This is a genomic window from Massilia sp. Masssp94 (genome assembly GCF_059491305.1).
The window spans coordinates 2,618,071-2,634,796 of the sequence record NZ_CP168501.1; the positions used below are offsets into that span (position 1 = coordinate 2,618,071).

Here is a 16,726-nt window from a genome sequence, read left to right on the forward strand (position 1 = left end):
GACTTCTATTTTATAATGCGATGATTCAGTTCAACCAACGGAACCTTCGTGAAATTCATCATCGACCATTTCATCACTGTCGCGATCGCTCTTTTGTCGGGGGGCGCCCTGCTGTGGTTGTCGCTCGCGCCGCGTGGCCGCGTGGCCTCCCCGCTGCAGGCCACCCAGATGCTCAACCGCGGTAAATCCACCGCCGTGATCGATGTGCGCAGCGCCGAAGCCTTTGCCAACGGGCACCTGCGCGACGCGAAACACATTCCGCTGGCAGACTTGGGCAATCGCACCGGCGAGCTGGACAAGTCGAAAATCAAGACCATCGTTGTCGTCGACCAGGACGGCAAACACGCCACTAAAGCGGCGCGCCTGTTGAAAGCGGCAGGGTTCGAAGATATCTATGGCCTGGAAGGCGGCATCGCGGCCTGGACGGCTGCCGGCCTGCCCCTGATCAAATAATTTGAAAGGATACTGCCATGACAGCCCATGTTGTCCTCTATCACACCGCCAGCTGCCCCTACTGCGTGCGCGCCGAGCGTCTGCTGGAAGCCAAGGGCGTGAGCGACATCGAACGCATCCGTGTCGACCTTGATCCGGAACAGCGCGCCATCATGATGCAGCGCACGGGCCGCCGTACGGTGCCGCAGATCTACGTGGGCGATACCCATGTGGGCGGCTTCGACGACCTGTACGCGCTCGACCAGGCGGGCCGCCTGGACCCGCTGCTGAAGGGCGAAGCAGCCTGATCGGTGCTGGCTTGGCCAGGCCCCGGCAAACTATTGAAACCGAATTGGTTTTGATACAATTGCCGGCGCCTTGACAAGTCAAGCACCTCGAATGGCAGGCTATGCCATTCTTCTTACAATTACACGAAAGCGTTCCATGGCTGACGAAAACCTGCAACCCGTATTCCAAATCCAGCGTATTTACCTGAAGGATCTGTCGCTGGAACAACCGAATTCCCCGGCGATCTTCCTGGAGCAGGAAGCCCCGACCATCGAGGTCGCGCTGGACGTCGGCGCCGAAGGCATTGCCGATGGCATCTACGAATCGACCGTCACCATCACCGTGACCGCCAAGGTCAAGGACAAAGTGGCCTTCCTGGCCGAAGGCAAGCAGGCAGGTATCTTCGAAGCCCGTAACATCCCGGCCGAGCAGATGGATCCGCTGCTGGGCATCGGTTGCCCGAACATCATCTACCCGTACCTGCGTGCGAACATCGCCGACGTGATCACCCGCGCCGGTTTCCCGCCGGTCCACCTGGCCGAGATCAACTTCGAAGTGTTCTACCAGCAGCGCCGCCAGGCGCTGGCCGAGCAGGCTGCCGCTGCAGGCACGCCGGCTGGTAACCAGTAATATCCCGGGCGTCCCGCTTCGCCCGTCCCGGGCGGGGCCGGACGCCTTGTTTCTTTGACGTGTATGCCGACTTTCGGCAGACACGTCTTCAAAGGCCCACATGCGCCCCATCCGCTTCCGCCACCGACTCATTGCAGGCTGCTTGCTGCTGCTGGCATCGTGCGCGGCCGCCGCGTTCGATTTCAAGACGGTCGGCGCGCATGCCGTGATCCTGTACGACGCCCCGTCCACCCGCAGCGGCAAGCTGTACGTCGCGCCCAGCGGCATGCCGGTCGAGGTCGTCCTCAGCTACGGCGACTGGGTCAAGATCAGAGACGCCACCGGCGACATGGCCTGGACCGAAGCGAAAAACCTGTCGGCGAAGCGCAACGTCATCGTGCGCGTCGCGTCCGCCAGGGTGCGTTCGGCGCCCGACGAGAATGCGCCCGTCGTGATGACGGCCGAAAAAAACGTCCTGCTCGAGCTCGTCGATCCGGAAGCCGGCAACTGGGTGCGCGTGCGCCACCGCGACGGCACCAGCGGCTACGTCAAGGCTTCCGACATCTGGGGCATCTAGCCCGTATTTCGATACCCATGCACGAACCGAAACCACCCCAAAAAATCACCGTCCTCGGTGCCGGCGCCTGGGGCACGGCGGTGGCGATCGCGCTCGCCGCGCGCCACGACGTCCTGCTGTGGGGACGCAATCCCGCGCAGATGGCGCAAGCCGCCAGCGCGCGCGAAAACACCGAATACCTGCCCGGCTTTCCGTTCCCGGACGGCCTGGACGTCACGGCCGACTTCGATGCCGCCGTCGCGCATGTCGTGAACAGCGCCGGCGAGGCGCCGCTGCTGATCGCGGCCTGCCCGGTCGCCGGCCTGCGCCCGCTGCTGCTGCAACTGAAGGGCCGCGCCATTCCGAACATCGTCTGGCTGTGCAAGGGCTTCGAATACGAGACCGGCCTGTTGCCGCACCAGGTCGTGCGCGAAGTGCTGGGCGATGCCGTGCCGGCCGCCGCGCTGTCCGGCCCGTCGTTTGCGCAGGAAGTGGCGCGCGGCCTGCCGTGCGCGCTGACGGTCGCCTCGACCGACAAGGCGCTGCGCGACCGCGTCGTCGCGCTCGTCCATGGCGGCAATATGCGCGTGTATTCCTGCGATGACATGGTTGGCGTGGAAGTAGGTGGCGCCGTCAAGAACATCCTCGCCATCGCCACCGGCACGGCCGACGGCCTCGGCCTCGGCCTGAATGCGCGCGCCGCGCTGATCACGCGCGGCCTCGCGGAAATCACCCGCCTCGGTACGGCGCTGGGCGGCCATGCGGGCACCTTCATGGGCCTGACGGGGATGGGCGACCTGATCCTGACGTGCACTGGCGACCTGTCGCGCAACCGCCGCGTAGGCCTGGCACTGGCCCAGGGCAAACCGCTCGACACGATCGTCCGGGAACTCGGCCACGTGGCCGAAGGGGTACCCTGCGCCAAGGCCGTGCGCGAGCTGGCGGCCAGGCTGGGCGTCGACATGCCGATCACCAATGCGGTGGCCGGCGTGCTGTTCGATGGCGATTCCGCCAGCGACATGGTGACCAGGCTGCTGGCGCGGGATCCGCGCGACGAACTGGCCTGATCCAGAGATTACGGCGCGGGCGTGCTCCGCGTCGGTCCACCCGTGTTATCGCCCGGATGCAGCAGGATGGTCAGCAACGCGACCGCATCCTGGTTGGCCTGGACCGCATGCGGCTCGCCGCCGGCGAGATAAACCATCTCGTTCGGCCGCAGGATCGTCGTGCGGCCGTGGGCCTGGAACGCGATCTCGCCTTCCAGGCACAGCAAGGTCATCTCGCCTTCGACCCAATGTTCCGGCAGCGGTTTTTCCTTCGGTATCACGAGCCGGATCAACTCCATGTGATCCGTCTTGATCAGTGCGATCGAGGTGAAATTCGCGATGTCGTCTTCGCCCCGCTGGAGTGCGATCCGCTCACCCGAGACTGCGTGGTGCAACGCCATGTGTGACTCCCTTTACTCTTCGAATGTCTGCGGCACCCCGCGCAGCCAGTTGACAAGCGCGGTGGCGTCCTTGAATCCCTGCGCAAGCTGCGGCACGAGCTTGTCCGGGGCGTTGATGTCCAGCTTCTCTTCCTTCCAGACGAAATAACTCTTCAGCTTCAGGTATTCGACCAGCGGATGGTTCGGATCGAATCCCTTCGGCGGGCGTTGCAGCTTGTCTTCCGGCTGCAGGTCGCCATACGCTTCGCGCAGATGTTTATTCTTCAACATTTTGGCGAAACCTGTCGCATCGTTGACGACGTGCTCGCGAATCGCCTTCAGGCGCGCCGCCGGCGGCAGGTATTCGCCCGCACCATACAGCAGCGTACCGTCCGCTTCGATGTGGAAGTAATAGGTCGGACCGCCGCCTTCGCTGGGCCGGCGCTTGTTGCCCGGCGCGATGCCGGCCGAGAAATGCGTTTTATACGGCGTCTTGTCGTGCGAAAAGCGCGTATCGCGCTGGAAGCGGAACATCGCCTTCTTCGGGTCGCAGGCGACGATCTGCTTGTCGAACCGGCCGATCTCCTTGATCAGTTCCGTCAGCACTTCCAGGAATTCGACCCGCAGGATGTCGTAGCGGGGCTTGTTCATGATGAACCACGGCCGGGTATTGCTCTCTTTAAGTTCGGAAAGGAATTGCGTCAGGTCGCGCAGATGCATAGATAATCCAAAGTTCAGGGGGTCTGGCGCGGACGGCGGCCGACGGTCACGGCGATGGTCGTCTCGCGGTTCTTGCGCATGACCGTCATCTGCGCCTTGCCGCCGGGCGGCAGGTCGGCGATGAGGTTCATCATGTCGTTGGTGCTGCCAACTTTCTTGCCTTCGACAGCCAGCAGGATATCGCCCGGACGCATGCCGGCGCGGTCGGCCGGTCCACCGCGCACGACGCCGGCGATGATGGCGCCGCGGTCGCGCGGGAGGCCGAAGCTGTCGGCCAGTTCGGGCGTGATGTCCTGCGATTCGACGCCGATCCAGCCGCGCACGACCTGGCCATGCTTGATGATGGAATCGAGCACGGTCTTCGCCGTCGACACGGGAATCGCGAAGCCGATGCCGACCGAACCGCCCGTTTGCGAATAAATGGCCGAGTTGATGCCCAGCAGGTTGCCGCGCGTATCGACGAGCGCGCCGCCCGAGTTGCCGAAGTTGATGGCGGCATCCGTCTGGATGAAGTTCTCGAAGTGGTTGATGTGCAGGTTGTTGCGGCCCAGCGCCGAGATGATGCCGAGGGTGACGGTCTGGCCCACGCCGAACGGATTGCCGATCGCGAGCACGACGTCGCCCACGCGCGCCTGCCCGGGGTCGCCCAGCACGATCACGGGCAATTTATCCGCCTTGATGCGGATGACGGCGAGGTCTGTTTCCGGATCGGTGCCGACGATGCTGGCGGCCGATTTGCGCCCGTCCGCGAGGCCGACCTCGATCTCGTCGGCGCCTTCCACGACGTGATAATTGGTCAGGATATAGCCGTCGCCGCTGACGATCACGCCGGAGCCCAGGCTGGCCATCTGTTCCTGCGGCGGCATCTTGTCGCCGAAAAACCGTTTGAAGAATGGATCCTTGAGCAGCGGATGCGTTTCGCGCAACGCCTTGCTGGTGAGGATGTTGACGACGGCCGGCATCGCGCGGCCGGCCGCGTCGCGGTAGCTGGCCGGCGCCGGGCCGCCGCCGGGCGCCTGTAGCACGGGCACTACCCCGCCGACCTGGGTCGGCGCGCGCCCCGTCCACGCCGGCCGCAGCGCCGCGATCACGACATAGATGCCGAGGGCGATCGTGACGGTTTGCGCGAACAGCAGCCAGTAGCGGCGCATCGGGGAACTCCTGTGTTCAGCGCTTCAGCGAATCGCGGATTTCACGGAGCAGCACGACCTCTTCCGATACTGCCACCGCCGCGGCCACCTCTTTCTCTTCTTCCGCTTTGGTGAGCGGCGCACGCATGCGGTTCATCAGGCGCACCATCTGGAAGATGACGAAGGCAAGGATCACGAAGTTCAGCAGGATCGTGAAGAAATTACCGTACGCAAGCACGGCGCCGGCCTTCTTGGCCTCGGCCAGCGGCAGGCCGTATGCCTGGCCGTTGAGCGGGATGTAGTAGCTGGCGAAATCGAGGCCGCCGAACAGCTTGCCGATCGGGGGCATGATGACGTCCTGCACGAGCGAATCGACGATGCGTCCGAACGCGCCGCCGATGATCACGCCGACCGCCAGGTCGACGACGTTGCCCTTCATCGCAAATTTCTTGAACTCTTCCAGCATAGCCATCACGGACCCCCCTTGTGTTTTTTAAAACCTTGTCAGGTTCACAGCGATGATACAGGAAACGTGGGGCGATCCGATCCGGCGAGATAACCATGTGGCCAAGTGGTCCAAGTCAAAAACGGGCGTTTTTGGAAGCCGCCTGACACGGCAAACGTTTTTTCTTTAATTTGCAAAACTGTTCACCTATAATCGACTGTTGCAAAAAAGCCTTTTACTGGTTTGCAACGTATTGCATTGCAACATTTCGCATTTGACGAATGGAGTTGGTATGAGTAATGAGAAGCAGGTCGATTCAGGCCGGCGAGGCTTGCTCGTGGCTACATGCGCGGCGGGTGGCGTTGTCGGTGTTTCAACGGCCGGGGTGCTGGTCAGTACGTTGCAGCCCTCGGAACGAGCGAAGGCGGCCGGTGCTCCGGTCGAAGCGGATATTTCCGATGTCAAACCGGGTGAACTGAAAGTCGTGGAGTGGCGCGGCAAGCCCGTATGGATCCTCCGCCGCACTCCCGAAATGTTGGCCAGTCTGCCGAAGAACGACAACCTCGTTGCCGATCCGAATTCCGATAAACCCTATCAAATGCCGGTGCCGGCATACGCGAAGAACGAATTCCGCGCCTACGACAAGCACAAGGAAGTGCTCGTCGTCGTCGGCATCTGCTCCCACCTCGGCTGCTCGCCCTCCGCCCGCTTTGCCGAAGGTCCCCAGCCGAACCTGCCGGACGACTGGCACGGCGGCTTCCTCTGCCCCTGCCACGGTTCCACATTCGACCTGTCGGGCCGCGTCTTCAAGAACAAGCCGGCCCCCGCCAACCTCGATGTTCCTCCGTACATGTACCTGTCCGATAACAAGATCTTGATCGGCAAAGACGAGAAAGGCGAGGCATAAGATGGGCGCAGCGTTCAAGGACACCAAACTCCCGGCCGACGCGCCGAAAAGCCACAAGGCCCTTGCCTGGGTCGACGACCGCTTCCCGCTGTCGAAGCTGTGGAACGACCAGTGGGGCCGCTACTACGCCCCGAAGAACTTCAACATCTGGTACCTGTTCGGCTCGCTGGCCATGCTGGTGCTCGTGCTGCAGATCGTCACCGGCATCTTCCTGACCATGCACTACAAGCCGGACGCCAACCTCGCGTTCGGTTCCGTCGAATACATCATGCGCGAAGTCCCGTGGGGCTGGCTCGTGCGCTACATGCACTCGACCGGCGCCTCGGCCTTCTTCATCGTCGTGTACCTGCACATGACCCGTGGCCTGCTGTACGGCTCGTACCGCAAGCCGCGCGAGCTGATCTGGCTGTTCGGCTTCGCGATCTTCCTGTGCCTGATGGCCGAGGCGTTCTTCGGCTACCTGCTGCCATGGGGCCAGATGTCGTACTGGGGCGCCCAGGTGATCGTGAACCTGTTCAGCGCCATCCCGTTCATCGGCCCGGACCTGTCGCTGTGGATCCGCGGCGACTACGTCGTGTCGGACGCCACGCTGAACCGCTTCTTCGCCTTCCACGTGATCGCGATCCCGCTGGTGCTGCTGGGCCTCGTCGCCGCGCACCTGATCGCGCTGCACGAAGTGGGTTCGAACAACCCGGACGGCATCGAGGTCAAGGAAAACCTGGGCCCGGACGGCCACGGCGTCGACACGATCCCCTCGCACCCGTACTACACGACGAAGGACCTGTTCGGCGTGTCGGCCTTCCTGCTGATCTACAGCGCCGTCGTGTTCTTCGCGCCTGAGATGGGCGGCTACTTCCTGGAATACAACAACTTCCTGCCCGCCGACTCGCTGAAGACCCCGCCGCACATCGCGCCGACCTGGTACTTCACGCCGTTCTACTCGGTGCTGCGCGCGACGACGTCCGACTTCATGTGGGTCGTGATGGCCGGCATTGCCGCGTACGTCGTGTTCATCTGGCTGCGTTCGCGCCTGTCGTACAAGACCAAGATCGCGATCACCGTCGTCGCGATCCTGGCCGAGATCGGCATGCTGCCGCAAGTGCTGGATGCGAAATTCTGGGGCGTCGTGCTGTTCGGCTCGGCCGTCGTGATCCTGGCCCTGCTGCCATGGCTGGACCATTCGCCGGTGAAATCGATCCGCTACCGCCCGAGCTGGCACAAATACGTGTACGCGGTGTTCTTCGTCGCGTTCCTGACGCTCGGCTACCTCGGCACCCAGCTGCCGACCCCGGCCTACACGCTGCTCGCCCAGGCCTGCACGCTGCTGTACTTTAGCTTCTTCCTCCTGATGCCGTGGTGGAGCGCGATGGGCCGGTTCAAGCCGGTACCGAAGCGTGTCACGTTCACCCCGCATTGATTCCGGAAACTAGCCAAAGGACAACCATGATGTTTTTCTCGAAAAAACTGCTCGCGGTCCTGGCCCTGCTGCCGGGATTCGTGTTCGCGAACGAAGGGACGGTCGCGCTCGACCGGGCGCCGGAACGCACCGACATCGCGTCGCTGCAAAACGGCGCCAAGCTGTTCGTCAACTACTGCCTGAACTGCCATTCCGCATCGTCGATGCGCTACAATCGTCTGCGCGATCTGGGCTTGAGCGAAGACCAGATCAAGAACAACCTGCTGTTCTCGGGCGAGAAGGTGGGCGACATGATGACGATCGCAATGCGTCCCGCGGATGCGAAATCCTGGTTCGGCGCCGTGCCGCCGGACCTGTCGGTAATCACGCGCGCGCGCGCCTCGAGTGCCGGGTCCGGCCCCGACTACATCTACACTTACCTGCGCACTTTCTACAAGGACGACGCCCGTCCGACCGGTTGGAACAACCTGGTCGTGCCGAACGTCGCCATGCCGCACGTGCTGTGGCAATTGCAGGGTGTGCGTACGGTCAAGATGGTCGAGGAACCGGATCCGCACGAGCCTGGCAAGACCGTGCACCGCTTCGCCGGATTCGAGCAGGTGACTCCGGGCACCCTGAGTCAGCAGGAATTCGATACGCAGGTGGCCGACCTGGTCGGATTCATGGACTGGATGGCCGAACCGGCGCGCGATTTTCGCAAGCGCCTGGGCGCGATCGTCGTGATTTTCCTCGCATTATTCGCTTTCCTTGCCTGGTCGTTGAATGCTTCTTATTGGAAAGACGTAAAGTGAGTTGATTGCCCGGTTATAATGCGGGCAATGTCTATTCGGGGTGAGCCGCCTGGCGCTTCACCCCTTTGTTTCTTGAAGGAACTATAAACCATGATGGTTCTCTACTCCGGCACCACGTGCCCGTTCTCCCAGCGCTGCCGCCTGGTCCTGTTCGAAAAGGGCATGGACTTCGAAGTGCGCGACGTGGATTTGTTCAACAAGCCCGAGGACATCTCGACGATGAATCCGTACGGCCAGGTGCCGATCCTGGTCGAGCGCGAACTGATTCTGTACGAATCGAACATCATCAACGAATACATCGACGAGCGCTTCCCGCATCCGCAGTTGATGCCGGCCGACCCGCTCATGCGCGCCCGTGCCCGCCTGATGCTGTTCAACTTCGAGAAGGAACTGTTCGTCCACGTCAACACGCTCGAAAACGAGCGCAACAAGGTGGGCGACAAGAGCCACGACAAGGCGCGCGCCGAAATCCGCGACCGCCTGACGACGCTGGCTCCGCTGTTCCTGAAGAACAAGTACATGCTGGGCGACGAGTTCTCGATGCTGGACGTGGCCATTGCTCCGCTGCTGTGGCGCCTGGATCACTACGGCATCGAACTGTCGAAGACCGCGGCACCGCTGATGAAGTATGCCGAGCGCATCTTCTCGCGTCCGGCCTACATCGAAGCCCTGACCCCGTCCGAAAAGGTGATGCGCCGTTAACGCGCCACCTCCGTTGCACGCCAGTTTACGCCGCCGCAGGCGAATCGAAGTACACTGGCGTGTAACATCTCGCATCATTCCGATCACACCATGCCCGACATCTCCACCAAGCCGTACCTGCTGCGTGCCATTTACGAATGGTGCACGGACAGCGGCTACACGCCTTACCTGGCCGTCAAGGTCGACGCCGCCACCACGGTTCCCATGGAATACGTGAAAAAGGGCGAGATCATTCTGAACATCAGCTACGGCGCGACCTCCGGGCTGAAAATGGACAACGACGCGATCACCTTCCGGGCGCGCTTCAACGGCGTCTCGCGCGAGCTGTACATCCCGGTCCACAACGTGCTGGCCATCTACGCCAACGAAAACGGCCAGGGCATGGCCTTCGACGTGTCGACGACGGCCGCCGACCTGTCCGCGCCCGCACCGGAACCGGCAGCCGCCCCGGCTCCCGGCCTGGCTGCCGTCCCGGCCAAGACGTCCGAGGTGTCGCATGTACCCGACGACGATGACGAACCACCCAAAAAAGGTGGACGCCCCACGTTGACCCGGATCAAATAAGGGTATAATTCTGGCCACATTGCCGGCTTAGCTCATCAGGTAGAGCAGTTGATTTGTAATCATCAGGTGGCGGGTTCGAGTCCTGCAGCCGGCACCAATAGAATCAAGCACTTAGCCCAGCCTTTATGGTTGGGCTTTTTGCTTTCTACGCGCCGTGTAGGTTTAGTGTAGGATTTTCGGATTGCTGCAATTCATCTAGGAACAAACCAATCCTTGCTCCCGTATCAGTTTAAAGTTTCCCAAAAACAACAGCAACCTTTCCTTACTTTCAAGATATTTTGTAACTGCGCTTTGTGCATTACGGCAAACTAGATATACTTTGTCGCATACACGGTGCATTGAAAAATTAACAACCAACACCTGCTCCCGGGGATAACATGGAATTTTTTAAACTTGGCGATGCTCCTGCCGCAGTAGGGGTGTCTGTTGATGCCATCGCTGCTTGGCTGGCTAGTGCCTATGGCCAACAAAAAATTCACGAGTCCTTAACGTTATCGGAAGCGTCTGTAGGTGTTTTGGCCAAAGCTCGCGCAGTTGACATTAAAGAACTGCACGAACCTGTCACCGTCTGACCGTTGACGGTCTTTCCTTACACCCCAGCAGAGTTGGTCCGACTGCTGGCAAGTTGCTCTGAATCGACCGCAGACCATGTCAATGGAAAGATGCATCGCACTTTCCTTGAGGTATATCTACAGCAACTAGGCGCTCGTACTATCGTACTTGAGCCAGCCTATATTGATAAAGATTTCCTTCACGACTATACAGGCTACTACGTTAGTTGCTTCCACAACTATCGCCGCGTTACGGCACGTCTTCACTTTTTCAGTTCTGAGTTCACTCAAGAGCATTTTGTTGCCCTGCTTTCCGGTGAGGCATCCCCACTTAGTATTGCAACGCTGCAGGATAGTTACCTCGGCTTTGTCGTAGTGAAACCCCTCCCGCAGACCATCATTGGTCGTACCTGCCTTAAGACCTACCCTTCCGAGAAGGGTCGCCGGAATTTTCCGGTTGTGCAACGATACACCGCGAATCTTGCAGGTATCAGCCTCTCTGTTGAGTCACTTCCGTTTCAAGAACAAGATAGTGTAGCGGCTGCTTGCGCAACTAGCGCTCTTTGGTCGATCTTTCATGCCACGGGGCGATATTTTCATCATCCGATACTTTCTCCAACGGAGATCACTAAGGCGGGGTCAGCAAGTTTGCCGGACGGTGATATGCCAAATACAAGGGCGTTCCCAAACAAGGGGCTTACGTCACAGCAAATGGCATATGCTATTAATTCTGTGGGCCTGGAACCCCAGGTTGTTGGCGCATCGCATGCTCATTTGGTTAAGAGCACCCTATACGCATACATGCGTGGGAAAATCCCAGTTCTTTTTGGCATACAGCTTGTAGACTACGACGCCACCGGTGCGACACCGTTCCGCGTCATCGGTAGACATGCCGTAGCAGTTGCCGGCTATGAATACGGTACTGATCCTATAGTTCCGTCAGGGCAAACTGGTTTTAGGCTAGCGTCCTCTCGAATCGGGAAAATATACGTTCATGATGACCAACTCGGCCCGTTTGCTCGGATGCGTTTTGCCACTGTCCCGGGAGCCCATTTTGGCAACCCAGCCCCGACTTTGGACGTCATGAAAACCGAATGGCGTAGCAATATCCCCGGCGGCGAAGTAATTGCGCTTCCGTTCCTGATGCTCCTTCCTCTATACAAGAAGATCCGCATCCCATTCGAGCTAATACATGACACGATCCTAGAGCTGGACAGTTTCATAGAGATGGTGCGCGCTCAGTTTTTCGCCCACCTCCAGCGGCCGGAGTGGGATATCTACTTGACTACCGGTAGCGATTTTAAGGCCGAGGTATTAAAAGATGTGGTTGCCGGAACGGTCAAAGATGGGCTCGAAATACTAACCGCATCGTTACCTCGTTTTGTTTGGCGTGCTACCGCGTCTCATGACAATGGGATCTACTGTGATTTCCTATTTGATGCGACAGGTATCGAGCAGGGGGCACTTTTGGTCTATGCTAAAGTAGCATCGCCAGAGTTCCGTACGATGTTCGCTCCCTTCGCTGGAAACCCAGTCGGTGGAGTGCAAACACGCCAAATTTTTAAAGTTTTGGGAACCGGCGTTGGTGCGTCATCCACCATTTTCCCACCTTAATCTCAACTACATCGCGGCGAGCGGAGCAGTTGGCGAATCTCGGCAACAGGCCAAGCCAATCGACCGTTGACCCGGACCGGCCGTATTGGCCCCTGTTCCGTCGACGCCCACACTCGCATTGTTTGCGCCTTGCGGCCCAAGTGATACGCAGCACTCGCCGTGTCCACGTGTGTGCGCTGCTCGAGATCGAGCGGCACATAGTTCGAGCTGGAGGTAGTGTGACCTTTGTACTTAGGGCTACTCATGGGGCTGACCTCAAATGAACAAGATGCGTCCATGTTGCCGAGTTCGGTCAGGCGTGGTTGCAAATGCTCGTCTAAACTCGCCTTGCGCAGCTAGTTCCGCAGGCGGCGAAGTGGTTAGGTGGAACCTTCCACCTAACCACAATCCAACGTGGTTAGGTAATGGGTGAAAGGGGGGGGCCAACCTGACACCTAATGGCAGGGTAGGGGCATTTTTGCCATAAATTCATGGGTGAGCAAAATCTGCAGCCGCACTACCCTACTTTTCCGTATTTCGCTGGCGTCACAGTGATCAGCAAAGACTAAGCAACCGTCGAATCTCAGCCACTGGCCAGGCCAACCGGCCATTGATGCGGATGGGACGTATTGGCCCCCGTTCCGTCGATACCCAAACACGCATCGTCTGGGGTTTCCGACATAGATAGAAGGCTGCACGCGATGTATCAACGTGAGTCCGTTGCTCTTGCGCAAGCAGACTGGCTGCGACCACACTTGGTCCTACCTCAGGATCTCGCTGATGCATATCTCACCTATTGAACAAATTGAACACAGCCGGGGCGAAGGAGCCCAAACTTAAGCACACTCATTTCATGCTGCCGCCTTCATGGCGTCGGCAACACGTCGGCGCCTTTCGGCTACCGATCGCCTGACCTACCGCTGCCAGGCCCAGAACGTTGACGCGGTTTCTCGCGTGGCGTGCCCCGCCCTTTGGGCAGGTCGCGGGTGACGCCAGCACCCTCGTGGTTTGGTTGCCGCCCTAGAGCGTCGCGAAAGTCAGCAGTAGCCCGGCTATAAGCCAGCGCGTCCTGTGTCCGGTCGGTGCCGGAAATTCGCTCTTTTGTCCCGAATGGATTGCTGTGAGCGCGGTACTTCCATGGGAACGTCGCCATAACAAGTTGGCGCTGCCGCGATCGATCAAGTGATCGAAATTTGAGAGTTTGAATTGCTGTCACATGACCTCTCAAACATGAGGCCAGCGGAGAGGAGATGCCGCAAAGGCAGCTTGTGAATCAGCTTTCCTTTCCAAGGAAGAGAAAGCGATAGCGAGGTAATTGCCGGAGACCGACGCCCCAATACTAAAACAGGAAATTTCCCATGGTCAAGAGACCCAATCTACGTACGACCAGTGCGGAATAAATTCTTGTCCCTTGGATTTCCAATTCTGTGGCCGTTCTGTGTTTGGTTTCGGTCCGCAGCCCGCGCCCGTACTGGGTTTCGTCAACACTCTGTATTCGTCTGTGTTCCAACGTCAGTTCTAGACCATCTACAAATCAGGTACTGATGTTGCATTAGCACTACAACAAGCGGTATCCCAAACACTTCCTCTCTCCTTCGTTGCGTCAGCAAACGCCTGCAAAATGCTAGGCAGGCGTCAGCTCGACGTTTCCTAACGTTAGGAAATCGATGATGCGGGGACGAACACCGCCACGAAGACCGCCATTTTTACCGAAGACCGCCACTTAATTTGTGTGGCGGTCTTCGGCGTTTTTGGCGGTCTTCGGGAGATGCCACTCCCATCCGACCTTCATACCGGCCTTCACCGCTTCAATGCCAAGGTCACGCTTGGCCCTCTCGATTGTCCGCCAAGCGTAGCCAGCCCCGAGCGCGTCGGCTTTAATCTGCTTGGTCGGCACGGGCCCGTCGGTTAGAAGATCACGGAGGAACTGCTCGGCATCTTGCTGCTCCCCGTTGGCGTCATCCTCGACATACTCGACCGAGCCAAGGATCTCGCGCGCGGTCCCTTCAATAGTTCCCTCCCAAACGGCGTGAGTCGTCTCGATCCCACTGTCCAAGGTGACAGCCCCAATCGAATATGCGACGCCGCCATCGTCCAAGGCGATGTTCGACTTGGCCCGCGCCAGGACGCGCCGGCCGCCGCCCTCTTCCTTGGCTGCCACCAGGACCATGCGCGCCAGCGCGCCGAACGCCTGCGAACCAATGACCCGATCCTGTGGCGCACGGCCGGCGCCGCCCTTGGCAAAATGCGTGATGCCGATAACGGCGCAGCCGTGCGCGTCCGCAAAATCCACCACGGCCTGCAGGCTTCGGCGAACGTCGTTCGCCCTGTGCATGTCGCCGGCTACGACAGACACGATCGGATCGATCAGCAGCAGACTGACACCGCCGATCGCTTGAGCCGTGCGGTGCAGTTCCAAGATGTCCTGCGACGGGTCAAACGGCACACTCTGACCATTATGGGCGATGCCCTCGATGAAATAACAACGCTCGAGATTGGCGCCGGATGCAAGCAACCGCGGAACCAGAGTATCGTCGGCCACGTCTTCGCTGGACCAGATCAGGACGTTGCCCGTCGTCCTGCTGGCCGCGCCGTCGGGCCAACGGCTGCGGCCGGTGATGACGGCTGCGAGCGCTAGAGCCAAAGTGGTCTTACCCGTGCCGGCTGCACCGGCGAGAATGGTCAGTTTCCCTGCCGGGAGCCAGCCAGGCCATAGCCATGTGATCGGCAGCGGCTTGATGTCGGCACCGCAACGAATCTTCACGATCCGTTCGCGATCCGGCATCCCGTCCAACGCCACCGCCCCACGAAAGACGCTATCCCAGCCGTCACGCATGTGTCACCTCCGCGCCGTGTTGGAATCGCTTGGCAGCGGTCAGCAGCCGTTCTCTCGCGTCCTTCGTCAGTGCATCACCCTTTGCCATGGTGGTCGCATACTGGCACAGGATCAGGGCTTCAAAGGACAGGCAGCGCAAAACGTCGGCGGCATTGAAGGGCCGACGCTCTCGCTTTACAACATCGCCGCCAATCCGCTCGGGAAAAAGATCCTCGAAAGCCAAGCCGATCGCATCCAGAATGCTTTGCACGTCGCAGCCGGCAAAGCAATGAAGCAGCACGCGGCCATCATCCAACTCACGAACAGACAGGCTTGGGCCTCTGTCGTCGTGAGTTGGGCAGCGGCATACCCAGCGCCCGTTGCCGGTCTTGCGCACGAGATCCAGTCGGGCCAAGAGAGCATCAGAACGCATGATTCACTCCGCTCTTGCACTCGCCAGTTGCGCGCGCAACCTCGCACTGTCGACGGATGATGTTCGCGTTCTGGACGTCGCCGGCATCCTCGTAGCGCTTCACCATGGCCGCGTAGTCGGCATCGGTCAGGCGTGTCCCACGGTGCCCGTGAACTCCTCCGACGCCACCGTGGGACACAGCATCCATGCGGGTTTCAGTGGGTTTCGGGTGGACGTCGGCGCTGACCTGAACCAACACGCGTTGCGCGCTCAGCAGCAGGCCGAACAGCGCGGTGCTGCTACCCTGCGCGCTGGCTTCGCCAATGTCGTGCAGCAGCTGGTCGACGTCGATGCCGGCGATGCGGGCGGCGCCCGGGCTGACGGGAGCAGTGGTGAACGTAGTCATGCCGACTCCTTTTTTTTGGTGCGCACCGATGCGCGGGGCTTAGTGGTCGACGCGGCCGGTGGGCCTCCTTGGATCAGGCGCAAGGTCGGGCGGCGCATGCGCTGGACACGTTCGTATTCATACTCCAGCACAACCATGACAAAGTGCCGCCCAGCATCATCGGTTGCGGCGAACAACTTTGCCATTCGCTCATACTGAGTCATGGTGCATTCCTCCCAGTACTGACACGTAATTTCTCGCCGTCCTTGCTCATGCGATCAAAGTAACGCTCGACTTGCACATCGATAGTGTTCATCGCAGCGATACTCATACGCAGCAATCGCCCTCTATTGAATGGAGTGAACAGGGGAGCTTCGCCGTTGTCGACATCTATGTCCGACTGCTCGATCATTGCCATGATCACGCCTGCCCCTGCGGCAAGGTCACGCACATCAGACAGCAGGTCATAGGGTCCTGTTTGATGGGCTCGGGCCACCCACTCAAACGGTTCGAACAACGGAGCATGGTTGTCCAATACCGGTGGCGTTGTCGTCTGGCTCATACCTGGTCCTCCTGAGCGTCAGCTGCAACAATGTCGACCATATCCTTTAGCTCGTCAGCCATCTGGACGGCCATCCACAGCAGGCTATCTTGCGCGCCCAGTCCAAGGCCACGAAAACCTTCGGCGTTATCGCCTTGGATGAGCAGAAGCAGACTCGAGAGCTGCCGGGCCCGCATGTGTGCGTGATCAACCGCCTCGTCGCGGTTGATGTATTGGACTCCGTAAGGGCTCTCGATTCGGCCGGCGTATTCTGGAGAAAGAACCGCCTTTTTTTCTTCTGGCGATGTCGCACCGCCAATTTTTGAGGTAAACTTCGTCTCGTTCATGTGCTGCTCCTTGAAAAAGATGCACCTGTCCACACCACAGTGACGAAGCTCTCACCCTTCGTCACTGCAGCAACTCCCGGTTCCGCCGGGCGCGG

22 protein-coding genes and 1 tRNA gene are annotated in these 16,726 nt (G+C 59.9%); 13 read left to right on the plus strand and 10 right to left on the minus strand.

Annotated elements, in window-relative coordinates; all coding sequences use genetic code 11:
* The first annotated feature begins 48 nt into the window (after window positions 1-48).
* The 5 genes from ACEN9G_RS11545 (at window position 49) to ACEN9G_RS11565 (ending at window position 2,952) form a co-directional block, all read left to right on the plus strand.
* The gene (locus tag ACEN9G_RS11545; protein ID WP_413336919.1) at window positions 49-453 is read left to right on the plus strand and encodes a rhodanese-like domain-containing protein; all 405 of its coding nucleotides are present in this window, start codon (window positions 49-51) and stop codon (window positions 451-453) included.
* Window positions 454-470: 17 nt separating this feature from the next.
* Window positions 471-740 carry a glutaredoxin 3 gene (gene grxC, locus ACEN9G_RS11550; RefSeq protein WP_413336918.1) on the plus strand — a complete coding sequence of 90 codons (270 nt, stop codon included), beginning with the start codon at window positions 471-473 and terminating at the stop codon, window positions 738-740.
* Window positions 741-876: 136 nt separating this feature from the next.
* Window positions 877-1,350, plus strand: a complete 474-nt coding sequence (gene secB / locus ACEN9G_RS11555) for a protein-export chaperone SecB (RefSeq protein WP_056134424.1) — start codon at window positions 877-879, stop codon at window positions 1,348-1,350.
* 100 nt (window positions 1,351-1,450) lie between these two features.
* Entirely contained in the window at window positions 1,451-1,906 is a 456-nt protein-coding gene (locus ACEN9G_RS11560) for an SH3 domain-containing protein (RefSeq protein ID WP_413336917.1), read from the plus strand.
* A gap of 17 nt (window positions 1,907-1,923) precedes the next feature.
* The gene (locus tag ACEN9G_RS11565; RefSeq protein WP_413336916.1) at window positions 1,924-2,952 is read left to right on the plus strand and encodes an NAD(P)H-dependent glycerol-3-phosphate dehydrogenase; all 1,029 of its coding nucleotides are present in this window, start codon (window positions 1,924-1,926) and stop codon (window positions 2,950-2,952) included.
* Window positions 2,953-2,960: 8 nt separating this feature from the next.
* Here the strand turns inward: ACEN9G_RS11565 and ACEN9G_RS11570 are convergent, their stop codons facing one another.
* Genes ACEN9G_RS11570 through mscL form a run of 4 tightly spaced genes read right to left on the minus strand, consistent with a single transcriptional unit; the run spans window position 2,961 to window position 5,633 of the window.
* Window positions 2,961-3,332, minus strand: coding sequence for a cupin domain-containing protein (locus ACEN9G_RS11570; RefSeq protein WP_413336915.1), 372 nt, complete (start codon window positions 3,330-3,332; stop codon window positions 2,961-2,963).
* A gap of 12 nt (window positions 3,333-3,344) precedes the next feature.
* Window positions 3,345-4,031, minus strand: coding sequence for a DUF2461 domain-containing protein (locus ACEN9G_RS11575; RefSeq protein WP_413336914.1), 687 nt, complete (start codon window positions 4,029-4,031; stop codon window positions 3,345-3,347).
* A 14-nt stretch (window positions 4,032-4,045) separates the two neighbouring features.
* Window positions 4,046-5,182, minus strand: coding sequence for a Do family serine endopeptidase (locus tag ACEN9G_RS11580; protein ID WP_413336913.1), 1,137 nt, complete (start codon window positions 5,180-5,182; stop codon window positions 4,046-4,048).
* Window positions 5,183-5,198: 16 nt separating this feature from the next.
* Window positions 5,199-5,633 (minus strand): large conductance mechanosensitive channel protein MscL, encoded by a 435-nt coding sequence (gene mscL / locus ACEN9G_RS11585; protein WP_413336912.1) that lies wholly within the window; start codon window positions 5,631-5,633, stop codon window positions 5,199-5,201.
* A 265-nt stretch (window positions 5,634-5,898) separates the two neighbouring features.
* Here mscL and petA point away from each other — a divergent pair, with 265 nt between their 5' ends.
* The 8 genes from petA (at window position 5,899) to ACEN9G_RS11625 (ending at window position 12,152) form a co-directional block, all read left to right on the plus strand.
* A complete protein-coding gene (gene petA, locus ACEN9G_RS11590; RefSeq protein ID WP_413336911.1) occupies window positions 5,899-6,513 on the plus strand; it encodes a ubiquinol-cytochrome c reductase iron-sulfur subunit in 615 nt (204 codons plus the stop codon).
* A gap of 1 nt (window position 6,514) precedes the next feature.
* Window positions 6,515-7,930, plus strand: coding sequence for a cytochrome b (locus ACEN9G_RS11595; protein ID WP_413336910.1), 1,416 nt, complete (start codon window positions 6,515-6,517; stop codon window positions 7,928-7,930).
* Window positions 7,931-7,959: 29 nt separating this feature from the next.
* Window positions 7,960-8,721: a cytochrome c1 gene (locus ACEN9G_RS11600; RefSeq protein WP_413336909.1), complete on the plus strand. Its 762-nt coding sequence runs from the start codon at window positions 7,960-7,962 to the stop codon at window positions 8,719-8,721.
* A 90-nt stretch (window positions 8,722-8,811) separates the two neighbouring features.
* On the plus strand, window positions 8,812-9,423 hold the full coding sequence (locus ACEN9G_RS11605; RefSeq protein ID WP_036231132.1) for a glutathione S-transferase N-terminal domain-containing protein: 612 nt from the start codon (window positions 8,812-8,814) through the stop codon (window positions 9,421-9,423).
* 90 nt (window positions 9,424-9,513) lie between these two features.
* The gene (locus ACEN9G_RS11610) at window positions 9,514-9,987 is read left to right on the plus strand and encodes a ClpXP protease specificity-enhancing factor (protein ID WP_413336908.1); all 474 of its coding nucleotides are present in this window, start codon (window positions 9,514-9,516) and stop codon (window positions 9,985-9,987) included.
* A gap of 21 nt (window positions 9,988-10,008) precedes the next feature.
* Window positions 10,009-10,084: transfer RNA gene (locus ACEN9G_RS11615), tRNA-Thr, on the plus strand.
* Window positions 10,085-10,364: 280 nt separating this feature from the next.
* Window positions 10,365-10,559, plus strand: coding sequence for a hypothetical protein (locus ACEN9G_RS11620; RefSeq protein WP_413336907.1), 195 nt, complete (start codon window positions 10,365-10,367; stop codon window positions 10,557-10,559).
* Between the two features lie 90 nt (window positions 10,560-10,649).
* Window positions 10,650-12,152: a hypothetical protein gene (locus ACEN9G_RS11625; protein ID WP_413336906.1), complete on the plus strand. Its 1,503-nt coding sequence runs from the start codon at window positions 10,650-10,652 to the stop codon at window positions 12,150-12,152.
* A gap of 1,702 nt (window positions 12,153-13,854) precedes the next feature.
* Here the strand turns inward: ACEN9G_RS11625 and ACEN9G_RS11630 are convergent.
* The 6 genes from ACEN9G_RS11630 to ACEN9G_RS11655 are packed head-to-tail and all read right to left on the minus strand — an operon-like array spanning window position 13,855 to window position 16,631.
* On the minus strand, window positions 13,855-14,967 hold the full coding sequence (locus tag ACEN9G_RS11630; protein ID WP_413336905.1) for an AAA family ATPase: 1,113 nt from the start codon (window positions 14,965-14,967) through the stop codon (window positions 13,855-13,857).
* Entirely contained in the window at window positions 14,960-15,379 is a 420-nt protein-coding gene (locus tag ACEN9G_RS11635) for a DNA primase (protein WP_413336904.1), read from the minus strand. The genes ACEN9G_RS11630 and ACEN9G_RS11635 overlap by 8 nt, the downstream gene beginning before the upstream one ends.
* Window positions 15,369-15,764 (minus strand): hypothetical protein, encoded by a 396-nt coding sequence (locus tag ACEN9G_RS11640; RefSeq protein WP_413336903.1) that lies wholly within the window; start codon window positions 15,762-15,764, stop codon window positions 15,369-15,371. Before ACEN9G_RS11640 ends, ACEN9G_RS11635 begins: the two co-directional genes overlap by 11 nt.
* Complete coding sequence (locus ACEN9G_RS11645) at window positions 15,761-15,967, minus strand: hypothetical protein (RefSeq protein WP_413336902.1); 207 nt, start codon at window positions 15,965-15,967, stop codon at window positions 15,761-15,763. The genes ACEN9G_RS11640 and ACEN9G_RS11645 overlap by 4 nt, the downstream gene beginning before the upstream one ends.
* On the minus strand, window positions 15,964-16,305 hold the full coding sequence (locus ACEN9G_RS11650; protein WP_413336901.1) for a hypothetical protein: 342 nt from the start codon (window positions 16,303-16,305) through the stop codon (window positions 15,964-15,966). Before ACEN9G_RS11650 ends, ACEN9G_RS11645 begins: the two co-directional genes overlap by 4 nt.
* Window positions 16,302-16,631 (minus strand): hypothetical protein, encoded by a 330-nt coding sequence (locus ACEN9G_RS11655; RefSeq protein WP_413336900.1) that lies wholly within the window; start codon window positions 16,629-16,631, stop codon window positions 16,302-16,304. Before ACEN9G_RS11655 ends, ACEN9G_RS11650 begins: the two co-directional genes overlap by 4 nt.
* Between the last annotated feature and the right edge of the window lie 95 nt (window positions 16,632-16,726).